The sequence below is a fragment of the Granulicatella sp. 20925_1_45 genome (assembly GCF_041433555.1).
Taxonomy (GTDB): domain Bacteria; phylum Bacillota; class Bacilli; order Lactobacillales; family Aerococcaceae; genus Granulicatella.
The window spans coordinates 90,586-110,080 of record NZ_JAPWBR010000002.1 but is presented as its reverse complement, the minus strand read 5'-3'; the positions used below and the strand labels follow the sequence as shown (position 1 = coordinate 110,080).

Below are 19,495 nucleotides of genomic sequence, written 5' to 3'. Positions count from 1 at the left end.
TTTAAATGGCAGTCATGCATTTTGGCGAAAACAATACTTGGATTAACATTAATTCAGATTTAATCAGTGAATATTCATCCATTTACGATACGTATGAAATTGATGATGAGATGATTGAATACGCGCTGGATAAAAACGAACGCGCGCATATGGAGTATAATCGCCGAACGAAGACTTTGGTGGTCATTTATAATGTCCTCAACTTATCGCGCGAAGAAAATCATTACGATACGATTCCGTTGACGTTTATCGTACGACAAAATCAGATCGTCACGATTTCCAATGCGCAAAATGAATATATTATTGATCAAATTCGTGAAGAGCTGGAAGAGAATATGCATTGGAGCGTATTTAATTTCTTATTGCATAGCTTATTTGCGATTTCGGAAAACTATTTCCCAGTTATCGAAAAGTTAAATAAAGAACAACAAAATATTAGTAAATTGCTCCGAAAGAAAACCACAAAGGATAATTTGTTCCGTTTATCTGACTTGGAGATTGAAGGGATGTATTTAGTTTCTGCGACGAAGCAAAATGCGGTAGTATTAGAGCAACTGAAGACGCAACAAGCCTTCAAGGAACTCGACGATTCTGAAAGAGAGCAGTTGGAAGATAACATCATCGAAGCGAATCAATTAGTAGCGATGACAGAGTTACATCTTCAAATCTTGCATCAAATCGCAAACACGTATAACAATGTATTGAATAATAACTTGAACGACACGATGAAATTCTTAACGGGCATCTCGATTTTAATGACGATTCCGGATATTGTGACGGGATTCTTTGGGATGAATGTGCAGATTCCATTTACGGAGTTTAGACACGGATGGGCGATCATTCTTTTGATTATCGCATTCGGTTGGATAGGCGTGTCGCAGATTATCAAGCGCATTATGAAAGATTAACCCAAAACACCTTCCTACTTGATAGGAAGGTGTTTGTTTGTGTGTGCTAGGTTTTTATCTGTGCTCAGATATATGATTACTACGAATCCTTGCGGATTTGTTTATTGTAGCTGTAACGTTGCACCGGCGCAAGCCTTGGTCTTGCGCCTAAAAAGCCTCAAAAAGGGAGTAAGGAATAAATTCCTAACTCCCTTTAATTCGCATTTTTTGCTTTTTCACGTTACTGCTACAATAAAATCCACAAGATTCTCCGTAATCATTTGCTGGGTAAGCACGTAAAAAACTACTTCCTATCCAGTAGGAGTGTTTTTGGAAATCTGCGAAGAGCCTATCTAACCTCATTTTGGAAGAGAAAAACTATTTTAATTTTTTAGCTTTTTCGGTGTTGGCGAAGTGGAGTTTGGCCACTTTACCGAGGAGTTCCATGCCACCGTGTTTTAAAATAGTGGCTGCTGCTTTATCGACGTTGGCACCGGCACCGCTTGGGAGTTCATATCCGTATTCAGCGCTTAGAGAGTCTAGGCCATCAAGGAAGGCGCATCTGGCAATCATGGATGCTGCCGCAACGGCGATATGGTGACTTTCGCCTTTTGTAATAAAGTATGTTTTCTTCTTATCGACAAGGTCTTGGCCTTTGAGATAACGGTAATACAAGTCTGGTTTACAGAATTGGTCGATTAAGTACGCTTCTGGAACCTCAGGAGCGAGTTTTTCGCTTAAGAGACGGAACGCTTGGTTATGAAGCAGCGCCTTCATCTCGTTTAGATTTTTAACTTGTTGGACTTCGTTATATTTCTCTGGCCAAAGCGTTAATAACTTATAAGGCACAGCTTCTTTGATTTTTGGAACGAGAGCCTTAATTTGTTCGTCCGTCATATCTTTAGAATCGCGAACGCCCATCGCTTTTAATGTTGCGATATTTTCTTTTGAAACATAAGCCGCCGCAACCGTCAGTGGACCAAAGTAAGCGCCGTTTCCGACTTCATCGCTTCCGATGATGCTCCAAGTCGCAAAACCTTCTGGAAGAGTCGACTCTTCGAGGGCTTTCTTTGTAGTGACATCCATCGATTGTTCGAGGTGGTTCTTTTGGATAAAGTCTTCAATGCCTTTTCCTTGGAAGAGAACCTTACCCGATTTATAGGCCGTAATCGATAAACCGTCGATCTTTAGACGCAATGTTGCGTGTGGTGGAGGAGATTGCATGTATGAAGCGTAGGTTGCTCCAAGTGTTGCAATTTGCTCAGGTGATAAAATTAAAGTTAATGAATTCATGTCGTTCCCCCTTTTCTTTTTAGCATACCATGACAAATTTCATCCGTCCACTCTCTAAAAAAGTGGATTATTAGTGTATTTTTTAAATGAAAAATGGTAAAATAAGGTGATATTATGGAGAAAGTGAGAGGGTCTTTTGTGAATCAACCAAAAACAAGAGTAAAAGCAACGATTTCAGGGAAATCTTATACGATTATTGGTCGTAAGTCGCAACAAGAAATGCAAAGTATTGTGCGTGTCTTACAAGAACAATTAGACCAAATCACTCGAGTATCTGACAAATTGTCGACGGAAGAAGTGGCGCTTCTTGCAGCCATCAACGCCATCTCGAATCAATTTGAAAAGCAAGAAGAAGTGGTCGCATTGAAGAAACGTGTAGAGCAGTTGGAAAAAGAATTGCGCTCCGTTCAACATAAACGCCCTTCGATTGATGCAAATAGAAAACAAGAATTAGAAAAACAATTTGAATTACAACAAGATTTGTTGAGAAGGTAGGGTTCAATGGTAACGTTAATTATTTTATTTTATTTATTAGTTGGTGTGTATACTGGAATGCGCCGAGGATTAACTTTAGAACTCGTGTATATCGCAGGATACTTCATCACATTCCTAGTTGCGATGTTCACTTACGAAGGACTCGCGAAGTTCTTATCGGTGTACATCCCATATCCATCATACATTCCTGGAAATCACTTAGCGATTTTCACAGAAGCCCAAGCGATGTCACTCGACCAATCATTCTATAAATTGGTTGCATTCCTAGTCATCATGATTCTAGGATGGTTAGTGGTTCGATTCCTTGGATATGTCGCTAGCGAATTAACATTCTTACCGCTATTGAAACAATTCAATACGATCGGTGGAGCGGCACTTGGATTCCTGATGAACTACTTATTCATTTACTTTGTACTTTACGCAGTAGCGATGATTCCGCTGGCACCAGCACAAAAAATTATCGAAGGTGGATTGCCAAACTTCATCATCACAAAAACACCAATTGTAACGCCAATCGTTTCAAGTTGGTTATTACCTAAATAAAACCTCGAAGCGTGGAACAAACTTGTTCCACGTTTTTTAAGAAAGAAGGACTGTTATGAATTCGAAAATCGAAAAGGTTTTAGAATTTTCCAAAATTAGAACACAACTGGCCGAATATGCGACTTCCGAAAAAGGAAAGCAAATGATTAAGGAACTTCCGATTGAAGTCGATGCAAAGGCCATTCAACATAAAATCGAAGAAACAACTGATGGAGTGGAGTTACTCCGTCTCAAACAAGGGATTCCAATTCCACGATTGAAAGATATTAGTTTTGCTTTGAAACGTCTAGAGCTAGAAGCAGGGCTGAATGGACGCGAATTAAGTGATATCCTACGTGTGTTAACAACAACGCATGAGGTTGAGCGTTTCTTTGAAAAAGTCGAAGAAGAGGAAATTGCACTAAAACGTGTGCCTCGTTTGGTCGAAAAGCTTGAAAGTATTCCAGAGGTGACAAGCGAACTAGAAGCCTCTATTCGTGAAGATGGGTATGTTTTAGATAGCGCGTCTCCAACTTTACACGGGGTTCGTGTGGGGATTCAAAAGACGGAACAAGATATTCGTCGTCAAATGGATCAATACCTTACAGGAAAGAATGCGCAATATTTAAGCGATACGATTATCACAATTCGTAATGACCGTTATGTACTTCCTGTAAAAGCAGAGTATAAATCAGTCTTTGGCGGAACGGTCCATGACCAAAGTTCAACGGGGCAAACGCTCTTTATGGAGCCACAAGCAGTCGTGAATTTAAACAACAAGCTTCGTGAGTATCAAATCCAAGAGAAGCGCGAAGTAGAACGTATCCTTTGGGAATTGTCTCAAAAACTCATGCCTTATACGAATTCACTGCATCAAAACCATTATGTATTGGCACGTCTGGATGTAGTGAATGCAAAAGCGCTGTACGCTCATGAATTGAGAGCAACAGAGCCAATTATCGACGCTAATAATTACGTAGCCCTCTGGCAAGCATGGCATCCACTTTTAGAGCGTGAGAAGGCTGTGGCAAACGATATTATTCTTGGTGAAGAATATCAAGCGATTGTCATTACAGGGCCGAATACGGGTGGTAAAACCATTCTCTTGAAGACGGTCGGTGTGATTCAATTGATGGCACAGATTGGGCTGTATATTCCTGCGGCTGAAAATAGCCGAGTGGGAGTCTTTACAGAGATTTTTGCGGATATCGGAGATGAACAATCGATTGAGCAAAACCTATCGACATTCTCATCTCATATGTCGAATATCGTGTCTATTTTGAAACAAATTAACGATAAGAGTTTGATTTTAATCGATGAAATTGGTTCAGGGACAGACCCACAAGAAGGGTCTTCACTTGCGATCGCAATCCTTGATTATATTGCAAGTAAGCAAAGTTATGTGATTGCGTCAACGCACTATCCAGAGTTGAAAGCATACGGCTATGACCGCCCTAAAACCATTAATGCGAGTATGGAATTTGATGGGGATACCCTTCAACCAACATACCAACTCTTACTTGGCGTACCAGGTCGTAGTAATGCATTTGATATTTCAAAACGTCTTGGCTTACCAAGTATCATTATCGACCAAGCGCGCGGACTTCTATCCGAAGAAGACCAAGACTTGAATGCGATGATTAGTGACCTCGAGCAAAAACGTCGCCGTGCGCAGCGTGATGCCGACAAGATGCGCCATCAGTTAGAATTGAGTACGCAGTTACTTGAGGACTTACAACGCGAAACAGAACAATTCCAAGCCAATAAAGCACGTCTCTTAGAAGAGGCGAAAGAACGTGCGAATACGTTAATTGAACAGAGCCAAGATGATGCGGATAAGATTTTATCTGAAATTCGTGAGCTTCAATTAAGAAGTAAGCAAAGTACTGTTAAAGAGCATGAAATGATTGAGAAGAAAACGGCGTTGAAAGACTTGAAGCATGAGCAAGCCTTGAAGAAAAACAAGGTACTTCGCAAGGAAAAAGCAAAGAAGGCGCTGCAAGTCGGACAAAGTGTCGAAGTTCTGTCATTTGGCCAACGTGGTACGCTTGTTGAGAAGGTGAACGACAAGGAATGGGTGGTTCAAATGGGAATCATCAAGATGAAGATTGCCGTTGAGGATCTTTCTCCAATCGCCGAGGCGCAAGTAGCCAAGCAACAAGTGATCGTCAAAAGTGCGCGTGCTAGTCACGTCTCTTCTGAATTAGACCTTCGCGGAAAACGATACGAAGAAGCGATGAAGGATCTAGAGTTATATCTAGATGCTGCGATTCTTGCGAACTATCCACGCGTAACGATTATTCATGGACGTGGAACAGGGGCCATCCAACAAGGAGTTCATAAGGTGCTACGTAGCCACCGTTCTGTCGCAAGTTTTGAATTTGCACCGATGAATACGGGTGGAAATGGAGCGACCATCGTAACCTTTAAGTAAACCGTGAGCAGAATAGTTGGTCACCTTCCGGGGGATTGCTATACTAAGTTTATAGAAAAAGGAAAGGATGATTCGAATGGTAAAATCATTAACAGATAAAAACTTTGCAGAAGAAACTAAAAATGGAGTAGTCTTAGTAGACTTCTGGGCAACTTGGTGTGGCCCATGTCGTATGCAAGGTCCAGTAATCGACCAATTAGATGAAGAAATGGGAGACAAAGTAACTTTTACAAAAGTAGATGTTGACGAAAACCCAGAAACAGCTCGTGCATTTGGCATTATGAGTATCCCAACATTGCTTATCAAAAAAGATGGCGAAGTCGTTGATAAAGTGGTTGGCTACCATGCTAAAGAACACTTAGAAGAAATTTTAGAAAAATATTTATAAAATCTAAAGTCTCCGAACGCTTGATATATCAAGGTTTTTCCTTGGTATGTCAGGCGTTTTTTTATTTTGTTAAAAAATTTTTTCGAAAAGGTGTTGACAAATTTTTGTTTTAGTCTTATAGTTAGTTACACAAGTAACTAACCAATTAACACAAAGTGATCATGAACAAGGAGGTGCGTTATGAAATTTGATTTTCAAAGTGATATCCCATTATTTCAACAAGTAGCCAATCAATTGGAAGAAGAAATCTTCCATGAAGTCTACAAAGAAGGAGATCAAGTACCGTCGACAACTGAGATTTCCACAGGATATCAAATCAACCCAGCAACGGTATTGAAAGGAATGAACTTACTCGTGAGCGAACAAATACTTGAAAAACGAAGAGGTCTTGGAACGTTTGTAGCAGAAGGGGCCAGAAAAATTGTCTTAAGCAAGAAGCAAAATGAATTTGCCAACCAAATGGTGCCAAACTTCTTAAAAGAAGCACAAGCGCTCGGTATTACGAAAGACGAATTAGTAAAAATCATCGAAGGAGGCTTCCAATAATGAGTATCGAAGTCAAAGATTTAAAGAAGAAGTTTTTAAAAAAAGAAGCGGTAAAAGGAGCAACATTCACGATTGAACCTGAAAGTATTATCGGGTTGCTCGGACGAAATGGTGCCGGAAAGAGTACAGTGCTAAATATGATTGCTCGCCGTATCGAAAAGACAAGCGGGGATATCACTCTTGACGGAGTGGACCTTCATAAGACAGCAAGCGCGATGCATGAAGTGTACTTATCAAGTTCTGATAACTGGTTCCCGCAAGAATATAGATTTAAAGATCTCCTTGCTATCTATAAAGTGACTTATCCAGAATTTGATATGGAATTCGCAGAAGACCTTATCAAAGTGTTCGATGTGAATGTGAAGCAAAAATACTCAAAAGCCTCAACAGGATATAAAAGCATTATGAAGATTATCTTGGCGCTTGCGAACCCTAGCGAATACATCTTCTTAGATGAACCAGTGCTTGGGCTTGATGCGAACCACCGCCAACTCTTCAATAAGAAATTACTCGAAGCGTATGCGCGCCGTCCTCGTACATTTGTCATCGCAACGCATTTAATCGAAGAAGTTGCTTCAATTTTAGAAAAAGTGATTGTTATTAAAGACGGATTGGTCACAGAAGAAGTACTGGTCGAAGATGTTCTTCGTAAAGGATACGTTGTTAGTGGGGCATCCTCATTGGTACAAGAATATGTTGCCGATAAGAAAGTTCTTGAAACAGAACAAATCGGAAACTTTACAAGAAGCGTGGTGATTGGTGCTATTGGAGAAGCACAACCAGGATTAGACTTTTCTCCATTAACATTACAAGATTACTTTATCTCAATCACACGAAAGGAGAATGAATAAGATGAACCGTTTATTATCAGTTGTCAGCATGGGATTAGCTAGAAGATGGAAAACAATTTTAATGTTCTTAGGAGCTTGGTGGATTATTACAAGTTTCTTAATGAAGATTTTTGCAAATGGGGACCTTAGCACATTCGGTACTTATTTCCCAATTTACTTCGATAATGAAATTGCAATTATCCTATTACTCATCGGAATTGGATATATCGTTGAACAATTCCGTCTAGAAAGCCAATTAGGATTAACAAGAAAAGAACAAATAGAAAGCTTATTCATTCAAACGCTTGTCGATTCTGGAATCATCACACTCATTTACGCCTTATTAATTCCACTAAGAAATGGAGTTTCATTAGGATCAGTAACGATTCAATCGATTTTAGGGGACCTATTTGACCCAGAAAATATCGTTATCAGCATCGCAGTTCTTTTCGTGAAGGTTGTTCTGATTCACCTAATCGCAAATGTTATTGGGATTGTTCTTAATAAAATTAATCAAAAGACAGGCATTTTCGTATTATCAGGAGTGTTCATGCTTTCTGCATTAATTGGTGGAAGTGCTTTTAGACGAGTTAGTGATGGCCAAATGCCTGAATTTGTAAAAGCTCTTCAAGAATTCATCAACCTTATTACAACACATAAAGTAGAATCTATCTCTATCGCATTAGTGATTCTAGTGGTGCTTCAAATTCTCGTGACAAGAAAACACCAAAGCATCGCTCCAGAATAAAATCTATCCTAGAACTCCTGTACTCAGGAGTTCTTTTTTTGTTTAGGGCGGAGGTTTCTCTCCTTTCTTTTTAGTCTATTAGTTCTGCAGGGCCGTATTATAAAAGATAAACAGTCTATTTTTTCGAATGAAAAGGATTGAATCAGTCAAACGAAGTGCCTATCGGATTCTATAGTGTGAGTAATAGCGAGAGTAACTGATGCGAATTAGCAGTAGTTAGGAATTTATTCCTTACTACTGCTTTGAGGCTCAGTAGGTGAGAGACCAGGGCTCGAAACGATACAGCTATTACAAACACTATGAAGATATCCGATAAAGGCATGTAGTGTAAGACTATTCAATTCTTTTCATTCGTACACCGAAGGTGATTACAAGCAGTTTATTAGTTGGTTAACTTTTTCATAAACCAAACCACTTTTGAATCAGCGTTACGCGAACTATGGTATACTATAGAAGACTAAAGAAAGAAAGGTTGAGAAACCATGAAAAGACCAATCGGGTTTATCGATTCGGGCGTTGGCGGTCTTACTGTCCTCAAAGAAGCCCTCAAACAATTACCAAACGAATCCATGATCTTCCTTGGCGATTCAGCACGTTGCCCATACGGTACACGACCAGTTGAAGAAATCCGCCAATATACATTAGAAATGGTGCAATTTTTACTAGAGAAAAATATTAAAATGCTTGTGATTGCCTGTAATACCGCGACTGCAGTGGTGCTAGAAGAATTACAAAACACATTAACGATTCCAGTCGTTGGAGTGATTCAACCAGGTAGCCTTGCAGCTATCAAGCAAACGAAGAATGACCGCATCGGTGTACTTGGAACAAACGCGACGATTGCTAGTAAAGTGTATCCAAAGACCATGCATGACAAGAATAAGGATATTGAAGTCTTTGATATTGCTTGTCCGAAATTTGTACCGATTGTTGAAAGTAATCAATCAGATACGAAGGAAGCAGAAGAAGTCGTTCGTGAAACCTTACGCCCATTAGAAGGAACCAAGATTGATACAGTCATTCTAGGCTGCACGCATTATCCATTGCTTCGTCAAACGATTCAAAAAGTGGTAGGAGCAAATGTTACATTGATTGACTCAGGGGCAGAAACAGTTTCAAGCGTGAGCGCGTTATTAGATTATTGCAAATTAAGTGAAACGCCTGAATCGAATCCCAAACCAACTCTTGAAATTTATACAACTGGAGAAGCAAGTCTTTTTGAAGAGATTGCTGAAAACTGGTTGAATCGAACAGGTCTGAAGGTGAAGAAAGTGACACTTAAAGAAAAAGTAAAACCAGTTGAATTGAAAAAAGAAATCGTGATTGCGACGAATAATGTTGGTAAAGCCAAAGAGTTTGCAGAGATTTTTGAACCAAAGGGATATTCTGTAAAGACCCTTCGAGATTTCCCAGAATTAGAAGAAGTGGAAGAGACTGGAACAACCTTTGAAGAAAATGCACGCTTGAAGGCTGAGACGATTGCGATTGCCTTACAAACAATCGTCTTAGCAGATGACTCTGGTCTGTGCGTGGATGCTTTGGACGGGCAACCAGGTGTGTATTCAGCACGATTTGCTGGAGAGCCAAAGAGTGATGCTGCGAATAACGCGAAGCTTTTATCAGAACTTGGCGGACTCGTTGGAGAGGAGCGCTCAGCTCATTTCACTTGCTGCTTAGTGTTAGCTGCACCAAATAGTGAATCACTTGTGGTTCAAGCAGAATGCCCAGGTCAAATCGCGACTCTACCAGCTGGGGATAGCGGATTTGGATATGATCCATTATTCATTATTCCTGAGTACGGTAAGACATTTGCGCAACTGGGAATGGATATTAAAAATAAAATTAGCCACCGTGCGAAAGCCATCGAATTGCTTGTTAGCCAGTGGGAAAAATGGACTCATGAGTTAAATCAAACGGAGGAATCATTATGAAAATTGTCGTTGTCAGTGATAACCATGGACAAGAGTTAACATTAAAGAGAATCTTCGACCACTATGCAGGGCGCGATGTGACATTCGTGCATACAGGAGACTCAGAATTTCCTTATAAAGATGAACGTCTATCGCATTGTATTCGCGTAACAGGAAACTGCGATTATGATCCAGAATATCCACGTTCTGAAGTGTTTACGCTAGAAGGCATCAATTTCTTTGTAGCGCACGGCCACTTCGAATATGTGAACACCGGTCGTGAGTATTTAGCAAATGCGGCTAAAGAAATGGGCGCGCGTGTTGCATTTTACGGACATACGCATAAACTAAATGCGGAGAATGTTAACGGGGTGCTTTGCATCAATTCAGGGTCAACGAATTATCCGCGTGGTAGCTATGAAGGAACACCGACGTATGCAGTGCTGGATATTCTTTCAAAAGACAAATTACGCTTAACCTATTACACAACGAAACACGAAGTATTAGATGGACTCGTTTTAGACTATACGTGGTCTAATGAGGGAGGGTATACGCTTGATTCATAAGAAAATCCAAGAGTTACTACTTGAAGATCGCGATAAGCTTTTTATCGATGCAGAAAAAGTAGCTATCCTTCAAGAAGACCATACTTTGGAACACGCGATGCTTGTGTTGACGAATGTGCGTTATTCACTCATTCCTGTACTGAACAAGGAAAATAAAATTGTAGGTCTGATTTCACTGGCGATGATTTTACATAAAATCACGGGTGTGGAGCAAATTCATATGAATCAGTTAGGAAAATACAAAGTGCGTGAAGTTATGCGTACGGAGTTTCCAATCATTCATCAGGATACGCAAGTGGAAGATGTGTTAAATGAACTTGTGGATGAGAGTTTTATTTGTATTGGGAATGAGGAGGATGAGTTTGTGGGGATTGTGACGAGGAAGGAGCTTTTAAAGCGCATCAACTTCATGGTACATGAACTCACCCGCGAATATGATTTTGTGGAAAAAGAAAATAGTAAATAAAACTATAATCGCTACAGCGATTCCTTTTTAGGAATTCTAGATAATAGCTATAATGGGGCACCAGCTCGAGTCTTTCGTCTCTCGCTTTAAAAGCCTCAAAAAGGGCGTATGGAATAAATTCCTTACGCCCTTTAATTCGCATTTTATGCAAGTTCCCATTATTGCTATTATAGAATTTCTCGGAATCGCTGTAGCTTTTTCTATAATAAGGGAGTTTATGTACCATTCCGTAAGAACGAGAGGAGAGGGAATAGGGTGTGGTGCATCCTATGGAGTGGATTATAAGGAAACAAAAAAGAAGGCGCGAGGCCTTCTTTTTTAGTTGGTTGTATATGGGATGACAGGTGATGAGAGGTCGATGCCTTGTTTTAGCAGTGCCTCTTGATAAAGTGTTAAATAGCGTTGGTAGGTAGCCTGTTGCAAACCGTTTTTTGTCATTAGAGCGATGGTGAATACAAATTGACCATTTGGCTTGGTTTGTGGGCCAACGATTTTTGGTGGAGCCGTTAGAGCTTCGTCGGTTCTTGTGTATTGGTTATTAATTGCTTCAATGACTGAGTAAACGGATTTTAAATCCACGTTGCTATTTAAAGGTAATTCGATTAAAGCACGCATGTTTCCACGAGATTGGTTACTCACGACTGTGATATTGCGGTTTGGAATGTAGTGAAGTGTTCCGTCGTATCCACGAACTTGTGTAGTACGGACACCGACGCTCGCAATAGTTCCAGCGATGTTGTTAATAAGAACCGCGTCTCCAACTTCGAATTGGCGTTCGAGTAGGATGAAGAGACCGTTGATCACATCTGATAGGAAACCTTGTGCGCCAAGACCAAGTGCAACCCCAGCGATTCCAGCACCAGCAAGTAAGCTAGAGATTGGAACACCGATAATGGAAAGAATCCAGTAGATTAAGATGAAGTATAGGAAATAATCGAGCATATTTTCTAAGAGCTTCACGATCGTCTTTTGTCTGTTTTCGCTTTGACGAACGACTTTTACAGAGGAAAGAATGGTTTTCTTAAATAGAAAATGTAGAAACTTCTTTCCAAAGTAGAAAACTAGGAATAATAAGATTAGTGATAATAATTTCGTAAAGATATTCGATAAAATGGATTCCCAATCAAAGGAATTCCAGTAATTGCTGAAGAAATTTGAAATGGAATCTATCCATAAGACGTTGTGCATATTTGTCACCCTTTATTAGTAATAAAATAAGTGTACCATATGTAAAAAATGATTGAAAGTAGTGCAGTTTCCAGTAATAATTTTATGGTATTTTTCATGAGAAAGTGTTATCATTAATTTATACTATAAGATTGGAGGAATGGCTCAATGACAGGTATTGAGATTGCTGCATTAATTGCTGCATGTGCTTTATTAGCATTAGTGGTTTTTGTAATTGTGAAAGTATCACCGATTTTATCAAGATTAAATAAAACCGTTGATAACGTGAATCATTCATTAGAAGTCATTACAAAAGATGTTGATAGTCTTTCAATTGAAGTTGAAGGATTATTAAATAAAGCAAATGTACTTGTAGATGACGTGAACGGCAAACTTAGAGTGACCAATCCGTTGTTTATAGCGGCAGGCGATTTAGGTGTGACGATTTCTGATGTAAATACATCATCTCGTAATCTAGCAACAAAAGCAGTGAAGCTTTCAAAAACAAGCCGTGCAGTTGCGGCATTTAATTTTGGAAGAACGATTCTTTCAAAGAAGAAAAAAGTAAAATAATGAAACGGAGTGTTGAACATGAGTAAATCAGGTGGATTTTTATTAGGAGCATTTATCGGAGCGTCTGCAGCAGCAGTAACAGCTTTATTATTTGCACCAAAATCAGGTAAAGAATTACGTGAAGATTTAGCGAAAGAAGCAGATCGCTATAAAGAACAATTATCAGAATACGGTGAAATCGCACGTGCAAAAGGTGTTGAATTTGCAGAAGTAGCTAAAACTTCAACACAAGATATTCGCATTAACTTACAAGAACAAGCTGGACACTTAAAAGAACAAGTTTCTAAACAAGCAGCTAACTTAAAAGACCAAGTTGCAGTACACACTGAAAACTTAAAAGGCCAATTTAGCGAAACAGTTGATAAAGTAAAAGGAAACTTTGCTAAACACAAAGAAGAATCAGCTGAAGTGGTTGCTGAATTAGCAGAAAACGTTAAAGAAAAAGCTGAAGACGTTAAAGAAAAAGCTGAAGACGTTAAAGAAAAAGCTGAAGACGTTAAAGAAGAAGCTTAATTTTATTTATAAACAACGAAAGCCTGGGGAACTTCCCCAGGCTTTTATTTTTTGATTAGAATTCATATTTAACGGCTGTGAAGAGTTTAGCGCCATCTTTTGTAACGGCTAGGCAGTCTTCGATGCGAACGCCGTAGTCACCTGAAATATACACACCAGGTTCAACAGAGAAGCACATTCCTTCAACGAGTTCCATATCGTTTCCTTCCATAATCGAAGGGAACTCATGAACGCTTTGACCAATGCCGTGTCCAAGGCGGTGGATGAAGTATTCACCATATCCCGCTTCTGCAATAATGTCACGAGCAATTTTATCAATTTCGCTAGCTTTCATGCCAGGTTTTACTGCTTGGATAGCTGTATCGTGCGCTTTTTGGACAATGTCGTAGATTTCTTGATGGCGTGGGTCTTTCGCGCTTTCACTTCCAAAGAAGACCGTACGAGTAATGTCACTTGCGTAACCATCGACCATCGTTCCTAGGTCAAAGAGGACCCACTCGTTTTCTTTAAGGGTACGGTCTCCAGGTTCGCCATGAGGATCCGCAGCGTGGTCTCCAAAGAGCACCATTGTATCAAAGCTCATTTGAGAGACACCTAGTTTTTTCATTTCGAATTCGATAATGGCAACGACTTCACGTTCTGTAATGCCAACTTTCAAGGCCTTCTTTCCAATTTCAATGGCTTTATCGGCAAAGGTTCCTGAGTAGACGAGTTTATCGATGGCTTCTGTGTCTTTTACGAGACGAAGTTGTTGTACGATTGGTGTTAAGTCAACTGAGAACTGAATACCAGGGAAGTGCTTTTGCAATTGTTCAGCTGCAAAGAGTGAGAAGTCCACTTTTTCCACGGCGAAATTAAGCTCTGTAGGGAAGTGTTCTTTAATCGCATCGGATAAGAGTTTCCAACCATCTTCATGGTCTTGATAACTCTTCACGATAAAGCCGGGCTCAGCTTTTTGAGCGACTTGATGTTCTAATGCAGGAACGAAGAGTAGTGGAGTAGCACCAGGTGTATATACCAGGGCTACAATTCGTTCATGTGGTTCTGTTGAGAATTTTGTCAAAAGACGAATGGTCTCTGGATTTTGGATAAAAACAATCGGATTTTGTTTTTCTTTCATTTCACTTTCCAATTGCATAAAAGTAGCGTTTAGTTTCATAATTTCATCTCCTTGAATCTATTGTAGCATATTATTGCATCAATGATGTAAATAGTTTCAAAAATTATATGAAAATTGTTGTTAAACGCTTGCAAAAGATTTATGAAAGTGCTACCCTATGAATAGATGAAAAGATGCACAAAGGAGATTTGTAGATGGAAAAGCAAACAATTACGATTTATGATGTTGCTCGTGAAGCAAATGTATCCATGGCTACAGTATCACGTGTAGTAAATGGGAACCCTAACGTAAAACCAGCGACTCGTAAGAGAGTGCTAGATGTTATCGATGAATTAGATTATCGTCCAAATGCCGTTGCTCGTGGACTTGCAAGTAAAAAAACTACGACTGTTGGAGTCATCATTCCAGATGTCACAAACCTTTACTTTGCGAGCTTAGCGCGTGGGATTGATGACATTGCGACAATGTATAAATACAACATTATTCTAGCGAACTCTGACCAAAATAATCATAAAGAAATTCAAGTGTTAAACACATTATTGTCAAAACAAGTAGATGGTATTTTATATATGGGAAACCATTTAACACCTGAATTACGCACTGAAATCATTCGTTCTAAAACACCAATTGTTTTAGCAGGAACAATGGATGCTGAACATGAAATTGCGTCTGTCAATATTGATTATAAAGAAGCGACTCAAGAAGCGGTTGAAACATTAATTGAAAACGGACATAAGAAAGTGGCTTTCGTAACAGCTGCGTTGAAAAATGTTGCTTCTGTAGATTTACGTTTAGAAGGATATAAAGCAGCTTTAGAGAAAGCGGGTATTAAATTCGATCCGAAATTAGTATACGAAGTGCCATTGACATACCATGCAGGTGAATCTGTAGCAGAACGTATTCATAAAGCTGGCGTAACAGCTGCAATCGTAACAGACGACGAAACTTCAGTAGGATTATTAAATGGATTAATCGACTTAGGAATTAAGGTTCCTGAGAAATTCGAAATCATCTCAAGCAATAACTCTAAATTAACGAAGATGACACGTCCAATTCTTTCAACAATTGCACCACCTTTATATGACATTGGTGCCGTAGCAATGCGTCTATTGACAAAGATTATGAATAAAGAAGAGATTGTAGAATCTGAAATCACATTACCTTACAAGATTGAGTTACGAAACACAACAAAGTAAGAATAAACGAACAGCCTATCACATAGAATAGGCTGTTTTTTATACTATAGAGAATAGAAGGAAATAACAGAAAGGCTGGACATTATCCAGCCTTTCTGTTATTTAGATTAACGTGCTTTTGTTGTTTGAGGTTGAGGAGTAGGCGCTTGAGTTGCTGGCGCTTGAGTTGTTGGTGCTTGAGTTGTCTCAGGTTTCTTTTCTTCTTTCTTTTTCTCCTCTTCTTTTTTCTTATCGCTAGAAGATGAAGATTTATTCCAGAATCGATTTAATTCTTCTGGAGTTGCACCTACCATAAAGTCGTATTTTGGATTCATAGGAGGGAAGTTCTTCTTGAACCAATCTGTTGTCATAGAACCACCGATTGAATAAGTACCACCGTTTTCTGCTTTAAATGAACCTGCTTTTGTACCAGTTGTTGATACGACAGAATCACGATAAACAGAGTCTGGTTGCGTAAAGCTTGTTTCTTTACCAATCAATTCAGGGTTTGCTTCGTATGCAGCTCTCATCAAGTTCGTCCATTGACGTTGACTACGCATCGTTGGTTCGCCGTATCCGTCTCCACCAGTGATGGCGTAACGAGCGTTATAGAAGTTGTCATATCCGATCCATGAACCAAGAGTAACTGTTGGAGTGTAAGCTACAAACCAGTTATCAATCTCGTTTTCTGAAGTACCTGTTTTACCAGCTAAATCAGAACTGAATCCCATATTTCCTTTAATGTTGTAGAAGATAGTAGAGCTTGCAATATCTTGTAACATATTTGTTGTTAAGAACGCTGTTGCATCTGAGAAGACGCGCTCTGATTTATCTTCGTGTTGGTAAATCACATTTCCACGAGAGTCTTCAATCTTTTCGATTAAGTATGATTCGTGGTGTTCACCGCCATTTGCCAGTGTAGAGAAGGCACTTGTTTGTTCTCTTACAGAAGGACCTGTTCTCGTACCACCGATTGAAAGGGCGATATTTTGATATTCATCTTCACCGATACCTTCAGTGATCCCCATTTTCTTCAAGTATTCACCAGCGTTAATGCCTTTTTGAAGCATTGCTTGGTAAATCTTAATTACTGGGTTATTTAATGATTTGAACAGTGCGTAACGAACCGTTAAGAATTGGTTCGTAATTGAGTTACCATAGTTGGTTGGTTGCCAGTAAGTTCCGTTTCCTTGTGCGATACTAATCTTCGTATCCGGAACAATACTTGCTGGATAAATTAAGTTGTTTTCAATCGCTGGCGCGTACACCAAGATTGGTTTGATGGTTGAACCAGGAGAGCGGTGTGTTGAGAACGCGTGGTCCACTTGGTTGGCTTCAAAGTCACGACCTGCGACGAAACCAAGAATACGACCTGTTTTGTTTTCAATTAACACAGCACCGTTTTGAGCTGGCTCTTTTTGAGTTTTAGTTTCACCAGTACTTTGATCAACATATTGAGTGTTATACGTTGGTCCGATTAAGTCCCCGCCTTCAGCAATGGCTTTTTGCATCGCATCGTATACTTTTTGGTCAACAGTTGATGTTATACGGTAACCTGAAGAGCTTAATTCGCGCTCAGCTTCATTATAGTATTTACTATATAACTCTGAATCGTTTTTCACATCGTTATACGTCAATTTGTTTTTCTCAGCTGCTTTTGTCATTAAGACTTTAACCGCTTCACGATGAACAGCTTGATATAAGTATGATTGACGGTTTGAAGTGAGCTCTTTTGGAGGAAGGAAGTCCATCGTAATGTCGTACGCAAGCGCTTCTTCGTATTGTTCTTTAGTAATTTTGTTTTCACGATACATACTAAATAGAACAGTCTTCATACGTTCTACACCAGCAGACACGTCTTCTTTCATCGTTGCGATGTTTGTATACGGTGTGTAAACAATTGGGTTTTGAGGCATCCCAACAAGATACGCTGCTTGTGGTAATGATAAATCTTTTGCGGAAACCCCGAAGACACCTTGAGCGGCTTCTTCGATACCGGCGATATTTAACCCGTTATGATTACGTCCAAACGGAGAAACATTTAAGTAAGCTTCTAAGATTTGGTCTTTTGTAAAGTGTTTTTCAAGACGTAATGCGTAAAGAATTTCATTGGCTTTACGTTTGAAAGTAACTTCGCTTGTTAAAATCTGTTGTTTAATTAATTGTTGTGTTAAGGTAGATCCACCCGTTGCGCCTGAATCAGAAGAAGCAACTTCTTGTAAGAGGGCACGGATAAGAGCCTTAGGAACAATCCCGTTATGATCATAGAATGAACTATCTTCTGTTGCGATGATTCCATCTTTTACATATTGCGAAATTTCTGATAAAGGTTTTACAATACGTAACTCATCAGTATTTACATCTGAAATCTTCGTTCCATCTTGATAGTAGAAACTTGAGATTAAGTTGAGATTTCCGATGGCATCACTCATTTGTTCTTGAGTAAGAGGTTCTTCATTGGAAGTCAAACTTGCAAAGTATCCAAGTCCAATCCCGCCTCCGAATACACCAATAAGCATCAGTGCTAGAATTGCGATTACGAAAATGTTTTTAAGGACTGAATAAGCAATATTAAAAATAAAACGCATATTTTTAAGAATCGGTTTGTTCCAAATAGAAAGTAGAGCCTCGCGCCAATCTGGAGTTTGGTTCTGTTCTGACATAAGTTCAACTCTTTTCATTTATACATATTTTTGTCCATTATATCAAAAAACGATGAAAATTACTATTTATTGCTAGTGGGAGTAGGGTTTAGAGCGTTTTTTACAAAAAAAGTTAAAGGTGTAAAGAGAAAATACTTTACAAGCATCCTTCCATCTGCTAAACTATGTAACTGTGAGATTAATACATGGAGGTGTAAATTATGGCAGTTAAAATTCGTTTAAAACGTATGGGTTCTAAGAAAAGTCCTTTCTACCGTGTTGTTGTAGCTGATTCACGTTCACCACGTGATGGTCGTTTCATCGAAACAATCGGAACATACAACCCACTATTAAACCCAGCTGAAGTTTCAATCAATGAAGAATTAGCATTACAATGGTTAGCAAACGGTGCGCAACCTTCTGATACAGTTCGTAACTTGTTATCACAACAAGGTATCATGAAGAAATTCCACGAATCAAAGTTTTCTAAGTAATTTCTATAAAGTCGACAATTCGATGGAGAGGTGAAAAGAATGCCTGAGATTAGTGAATTAGTATTGTCAATGGTTAAACCATTAGTTGAATTCCCTGATGATGTTCGTATCGACATCTCTGAATCAGATGAATTCATGGAATATACTTTACGCGTGAATCCTCAAGATATCGGTCGTGTGATCGGTAAACAAGGTCGTGTGGCTCGCGCAATCCGTACGATTACTTATAGTGTTCGTACTCGCGGACCAAAACGTGTGCGTCTTAGTATTGAGAACCTAGATTAATAGGACGAAGCCTTGGAGAAATCCAAGGCTTTTTTTGTTATACATAATTAGACCAACGATTACGTCAATCCTTTCGGATTGTCTCTATACTAGCTGTACTAGGGCACCGGATTGAGCCTATGGTCTCAATCTCTTTCAAGATTCAAATGGACTCTAAAAAATAAATTTTTAAGAGTCCATAATTCACTTTGAATGCTATCCCCTAGTACTGCTAGTATAGAATCCGAAAGGTTTGTAATCGTTGGTACTATAAAAAAGTTGGATTTCTTCAAAGCTTTGCCGGGGGAAGAGACAGAAGAGGGTGTGTGCTGGGAATGGAGCGCCTTGTAATCGTTGGTACTATAAAAAAAGTTGGATTTCTGCAAGGCTTCACCGGGGGAAGAGACAGAAAAAGGTGTGTGCTTTGAACGAGGTGCTTAAAATTGTTAGTGCTACAGTATA

At 39.3% G+C, this 19,495-nt stretch carries 20 protein-coding genes; 16 read left to right on the top strand and 4 right to left on the bottom strand.

Annotated features, from left to right (window positions below):
* Positions 1-5 precede the first annotated feature (5 nt).
* Positions 6-908 (top strand): magnesium transporter CorA family protein, encoded by a 903-nt coding sequence (locus tag O3798_RS01480; RefSeq protein ID WP_371446434.1) that lies wholly within the window; start codon positions 6-8, stop codon positions 906-908.
* Between the two features lie 357 nt (positions 909-1,265).
* On the opposite strand, the gene rnhC is transcribed toward O3798_RS01480, so the two are convergent.
* Positions 1,266-2,180 (bottom strand): ribonuclease HIII, encoded by a 915-nt coding sequence (gene rnhC, locus O3798_RS01475; RefSeq protein ID WP_371446432.1) that lies wholly within the window; start codon positions 2,178-2,180, stop codon positions 1,266-1,268.
* Positions 2,181-2,318: 138 nt separating this feature from the next.
* Here rnhC and zapA point away from each other — a divergent pair, with 138 nt between their 5' ends.
* The 10 genes from zapA (at position 2,319) to cbpB (ending at position 11,085) form a co-directional block, all read left to right on the top strand.
* Positions 2,319-2,675, top strand: coding sequence for a cell division protein ZapA (gene zapA / locus O3798_RS01470; RefSeq protein ID WP_285252341.1), 357 nt, complete (start codon positions 2,319-2,321; stop codon positions 2,673-2,675).
* Positions 2,676-2,681: 6 nt separating this feature from the next.
* Positions 2,682-3,218 (top strand): CvpA family protein, encoded by a 537-nt coding sequence (locus tag O3798_RS01465; RefSeq protein ID WP_371446431.1) that lies wholly within the window; start codon positions 2,682-2,684, stop codon positions 3,216-3,218.
* Between the two features lie 55 nt (positions 3,219-3,273).
* Positions 3,274-5,631, top strand: coding sequence for an endonuclease MutS2 (locus O3798_RS01460; protein ID WP_371462710.1), 2,358 nt, complete (start codon positions 3,274-3,276; stop codon positions 5,629-5,631).
* 76 nt (positions 5,632-5,707) lie between these two features.
* Positions 5,708-6,019, top strand: a complete 312-nt coding sequence (trxA, locus tag O3798_RS01455) for a thioredoxin (protein ID WP_048713665.1) — start codon at positions 5,708-5,710, stop codon at positions 6,017-6,019.
* A 180-nt stretch (positions 6,020-6,199) separates the two neighbouring features.
* Complete coding sequence (locus tag O3798_RS01450; protein ID WP_371462708.1) at positions 6,200-6,565, top strand: GntR family transcriptional regulator; 366 nt, start codon at positions 6,200-6,202, stop codon at positions 6,563-6,565.
* Positions 6,565-7,416, top strand: a complete 852-nt coding sequence (locus O3798_RS01445) for an ATP-binding cassette domain-containing protein (RefSeq protein ID WP_371462706.1) — start codon at positions 6,565-6,567, stop codon at positions 7,414-7,416. Before O3798_RS01450 ends, O3798_RS01445 begins: the two co-directional genes overlap by 1 nt.
* 1 nt (position 7,417) lies before the next feature.
* Complete coding sequence (locus O3798_RS01440) at positions 7,418-8,143, top strand: hypothetical protein (protein ID WP_371462704.1); 726 nt, start codon at positions 7,418-7,420, stop codon at positions 8,141-8,143.
* A 482-nt stretch (positions 8,144-8,625) separates the two neighbouring features.
* On the top strand, positions 8,626-10,074 hold the full coding sequence (gene racE, locus O3798_RS01435; RefSeq protein WP_371462702.1) for a glutamate racemase: 1,449 nt from the start codon (positions 8,626-8,628) through the stop codon (positions 10,072-10,074).
* Positions 10,071-10,619 (top strand): YfcE family phosphodiesterase, encoded by a 549-nt coding sequence (locus O3798_RS01430; RefSeq protein ID WP_371462700.1) that lies wholly within the window; start codon positions 10,071-10,073, stop codon positions 10,617-10,619. Before racE ends, O3798_RS01430 begins: the two co-directional genes overlap by 4 nt.
* Positions 10,609-11,085 (top strand): cyclic-di-AMP-binding protein CbpB, encoded by a 477-nt coding sequence (gene cbpB, locus O3798_RS01425; RefSeq protein WP_371462698.1) that lies wholly within the window; start codon positions 10,609-10,611, stop codon positions 11,083-11,085. The genes O3798_RS01430 and cbpB overlap by 11 nt, the downstream gene beginning before the upstream one ends.
* A gap of 318 nt (positions 11,086-11,403) precedes the next feature.
* On the opposite strand, the gene O3798_RS01420 is transcribed toward cbpB, so the two are convergent.
* A complete protein-coding gene (locus tag O3798_RS01420) occupies positions 11,404-12,273 on the bottom strand; it encodes a mechanosensitive ion channel family protein (RefSeq protein ID WP_371462696.1) in 870 nt (289 codons plus the stop codon).
* Positions 12,274-12,420: 147 nt separating this feature from the next.
* Between O3798_RS01420 and O3798_RS01415 the strand changes: the two genes are divergently transcribed.
* Together O3798_RS01415 and O3798_RS01410 are read left to right on the top strand one after the other, a co-directional pair.
* On the top strand, positions 12,421-12,825 hold the full coding sequence (locus O3798_RS01415) for a DUF948 domain-containing protein (RefSeq protein WP_371462694.1): 405 nt from the start codon (positions 12,421-12,423) through the stop codon (positions 12,823-12,825).
* Positions 12,826-12,843: 18 nt separating this feature from the next.
* The gene (locus O3798_RS01410) at positions 12,844-13,338 is read left to right on the top strand and encodes a YtxH domain-containing protein (RefSeq protein WP_371462692.1); all 495 of its coding nucleotides are present in this window, start codon (positions 12,844-12,846) and stop codon (positions 13,336-13,338) included.
* A gap of 55 nt (positions 13,339-13,393) precedes the next feature.
* Here O3798_RS01410 and O3798_RS01405 read toward each other — a convergent pair whose 3' ends face one another.
* Complete coding sequence (locus O3798_RS01405; RefSeq protein ID WP_371462689.1) at positions 13,394-14,476, bottom strand: aminopeptidase P family protein; 1,083 nt, start codon at positions 14,474-14,476, stop codon at positions 13,394-13,396.
* A gap of 176 nt (positions 14,477-14,652) precedes the next feature.
* Between O3798_RS01405 and ccpA the strand changes: the two genes are divergently transcribed.
* Positions 14,653-15,654, top strand: a complete 1,002-nt coding sequence (gene ccpA / locus O3798_RS01400; RefSeq protein ID WP_371462686.1) for a catabolite control protein A — start codon at positions 14,653-14,655, stop codon at positions 15,652-15,654.
* Positions 15,655-15,761: 107 nt separating this feature from the next.
* Here ccpA and O3798_RS01395 read toward each other — a convergent pair whose 3' ends face one another.
* Positions 15,762-18,296 (bottom strand): transglycosylase domain-containing protein, encoded by a 2,535-nt coding sequence (locus tag O3798_RS01395; protein WP_371462684.1) that lies wholly within the window; start codon positions 18,294-18,296, stop codon positions 15,762-15,764.
* Positions 18,297-18,496: 200 nt separating this feature from the next.
* Here O3798_RS01395 and rpsP point away from each other — a divergent pair, with 200 nt between their 5' ends.
* Positions 18,497-18,769, top strand: a complete 273-nt coding sequence (rpsP, locus tag O3798_RS01390; RefSeq protein WP_048711556.1) for a 30S ribosomal protein S16 — start codon at positions 18,497-18,499, stop codon at positions 18,767-18,769.
* 39 nt (positions 18,770-18,808) lie between these two features.
* Positions 18,809-19,054 (top strand): KH domain-containing protein, encoded by a 246-nt coding sequence (locus O3798_RS01385; protein ID WP_048784039.1) that lies wholly within the window; start codon positions 18,809-18,811, stop codon positions 19,052-19,054.
* The last annotated feature ends 441 nt before the right edge of the window (positions 19,055-19,495 follow it).

Bases quoted from the DNA above. Each gene is read 5' to 3' on its own strand.
- O3798_RS01480 (WP_371446434.1), top strand. From the start codon at position 6: ATGGCAGTCATGCATTTTGGCGAAAACAATACTTGGATTAACATTAAT.
- rnhC (WP_371446432.1), bottom strand. From the start codon at position 2,180: ATGAATTCATTAACTTTAATTTTATCACCTGAGCAAATTGCAACACTT.
- O3798_RS01465 (WP_371446431.1), top strand. From the start codon at position 2,682: ATGGTAACGTTAATTATTTTATTTTATTTATTAGTTGGTGTGTATACT.
- O3798_RS01460 (WP_371462710.1), top strand. From the start codon at position 3,274: ATGAATTCGAAAATCGAAAAGGTTTTAGAATTTTCCAAAATTAGAACA.
- trxA (WP_048713665.1), top strand. From the start codon at position 5,708: ATGGTAAAATCATTAACAGATAAAAACTTTGCAGAAGAAACTAAAAAT.
- O3798_RS01450 (WP_371462708.1), top strand. From the start codon at position 6,200: ATGAAATTTGATTTTCAAAGTGATATCCCATTATTTCAACAAGTAGCC.
- O3798_RS01445 (WP_371462706.1), top strand. From the start codon at position 6,565: ATGAGTATCGAAGTCAAAGATTTAAAGAAGAAGTTTTTAAAAAAAGAA.
- O3798_RS01440 (WP_371462704.1), top strand. From the start codon at position 7,418: ATGAACCGTTTATTATCAGTTGTCAGCATGGGATTAGCTAGAAGATGG.
- racE (WP_371462702.1), top strand. From the start codon at position 8,626: ATGAAAAGACCAATCGGGTTTATCGATTCGGGCGTTGGCGGTCTTACT.
- O3798_RS01430 (WP_371462700.1), top strand. From the start codon at position 10,071: ATGAAAATTGTCGTTGTCAGTGATAACCATGGACAAGAGTTAACATTA.
- O3798_RS01420 (WP_371462696.1), bottom strand. From the start codon at position 12,273: ATGCACAACGTCTTATGGATAGATTCCATTTCAAATTTCTTCAGCAAT.
- O3798_RS01415 (WP_371462694.1), top strand. From the start codon at position 12,421: ATGACAGGTATTGAGATTGCTGCATTAATTGCTGCATGTGCTTTATTA.
- O3798_RS01410 (WP_371462692.1), top strand. From the start codon at position 12,844: ATGAGTAAATCAGGTGGATTTTTATTAGGAGCATTTATCGGAGCGTCT.
- O3798_RS01405 (WP_371462689.1), bottom strand. From the start codon at position 14,476: ATGCAATTGGAAAGTGAAATGAAAGAAAAACAAAATCCGATTGTTTTT.
- ccpA (WP_371462686.1), top strand. From the start codon at position 14,653: ATGGAAAAGCAAACAATTACGATTTATGATGTTGCTCGTGAAGCAAAT.
- O3798_RS01395 (WP_371462684.1), bottom strand. From the start codon at position 18,296: ATGTCAGAACAGAACCAAACTCCAGATTGGCGCGAGGCTCTACTTTCT.
- rpsP (WP_048711556.1), top strand. From the start codon at position 18,497: ATGGCAGTTAAAATTCGTTTAAAACGTATGGGTTCTAAGAAAAGTCCT.
- O3798_RS01385 (WP_048784039.1), top strand. From the start codon at position 18,809: ATGCCTGAGATTAGTGAATTAGTATTGTCAATGGTTAAACCATTAGTT.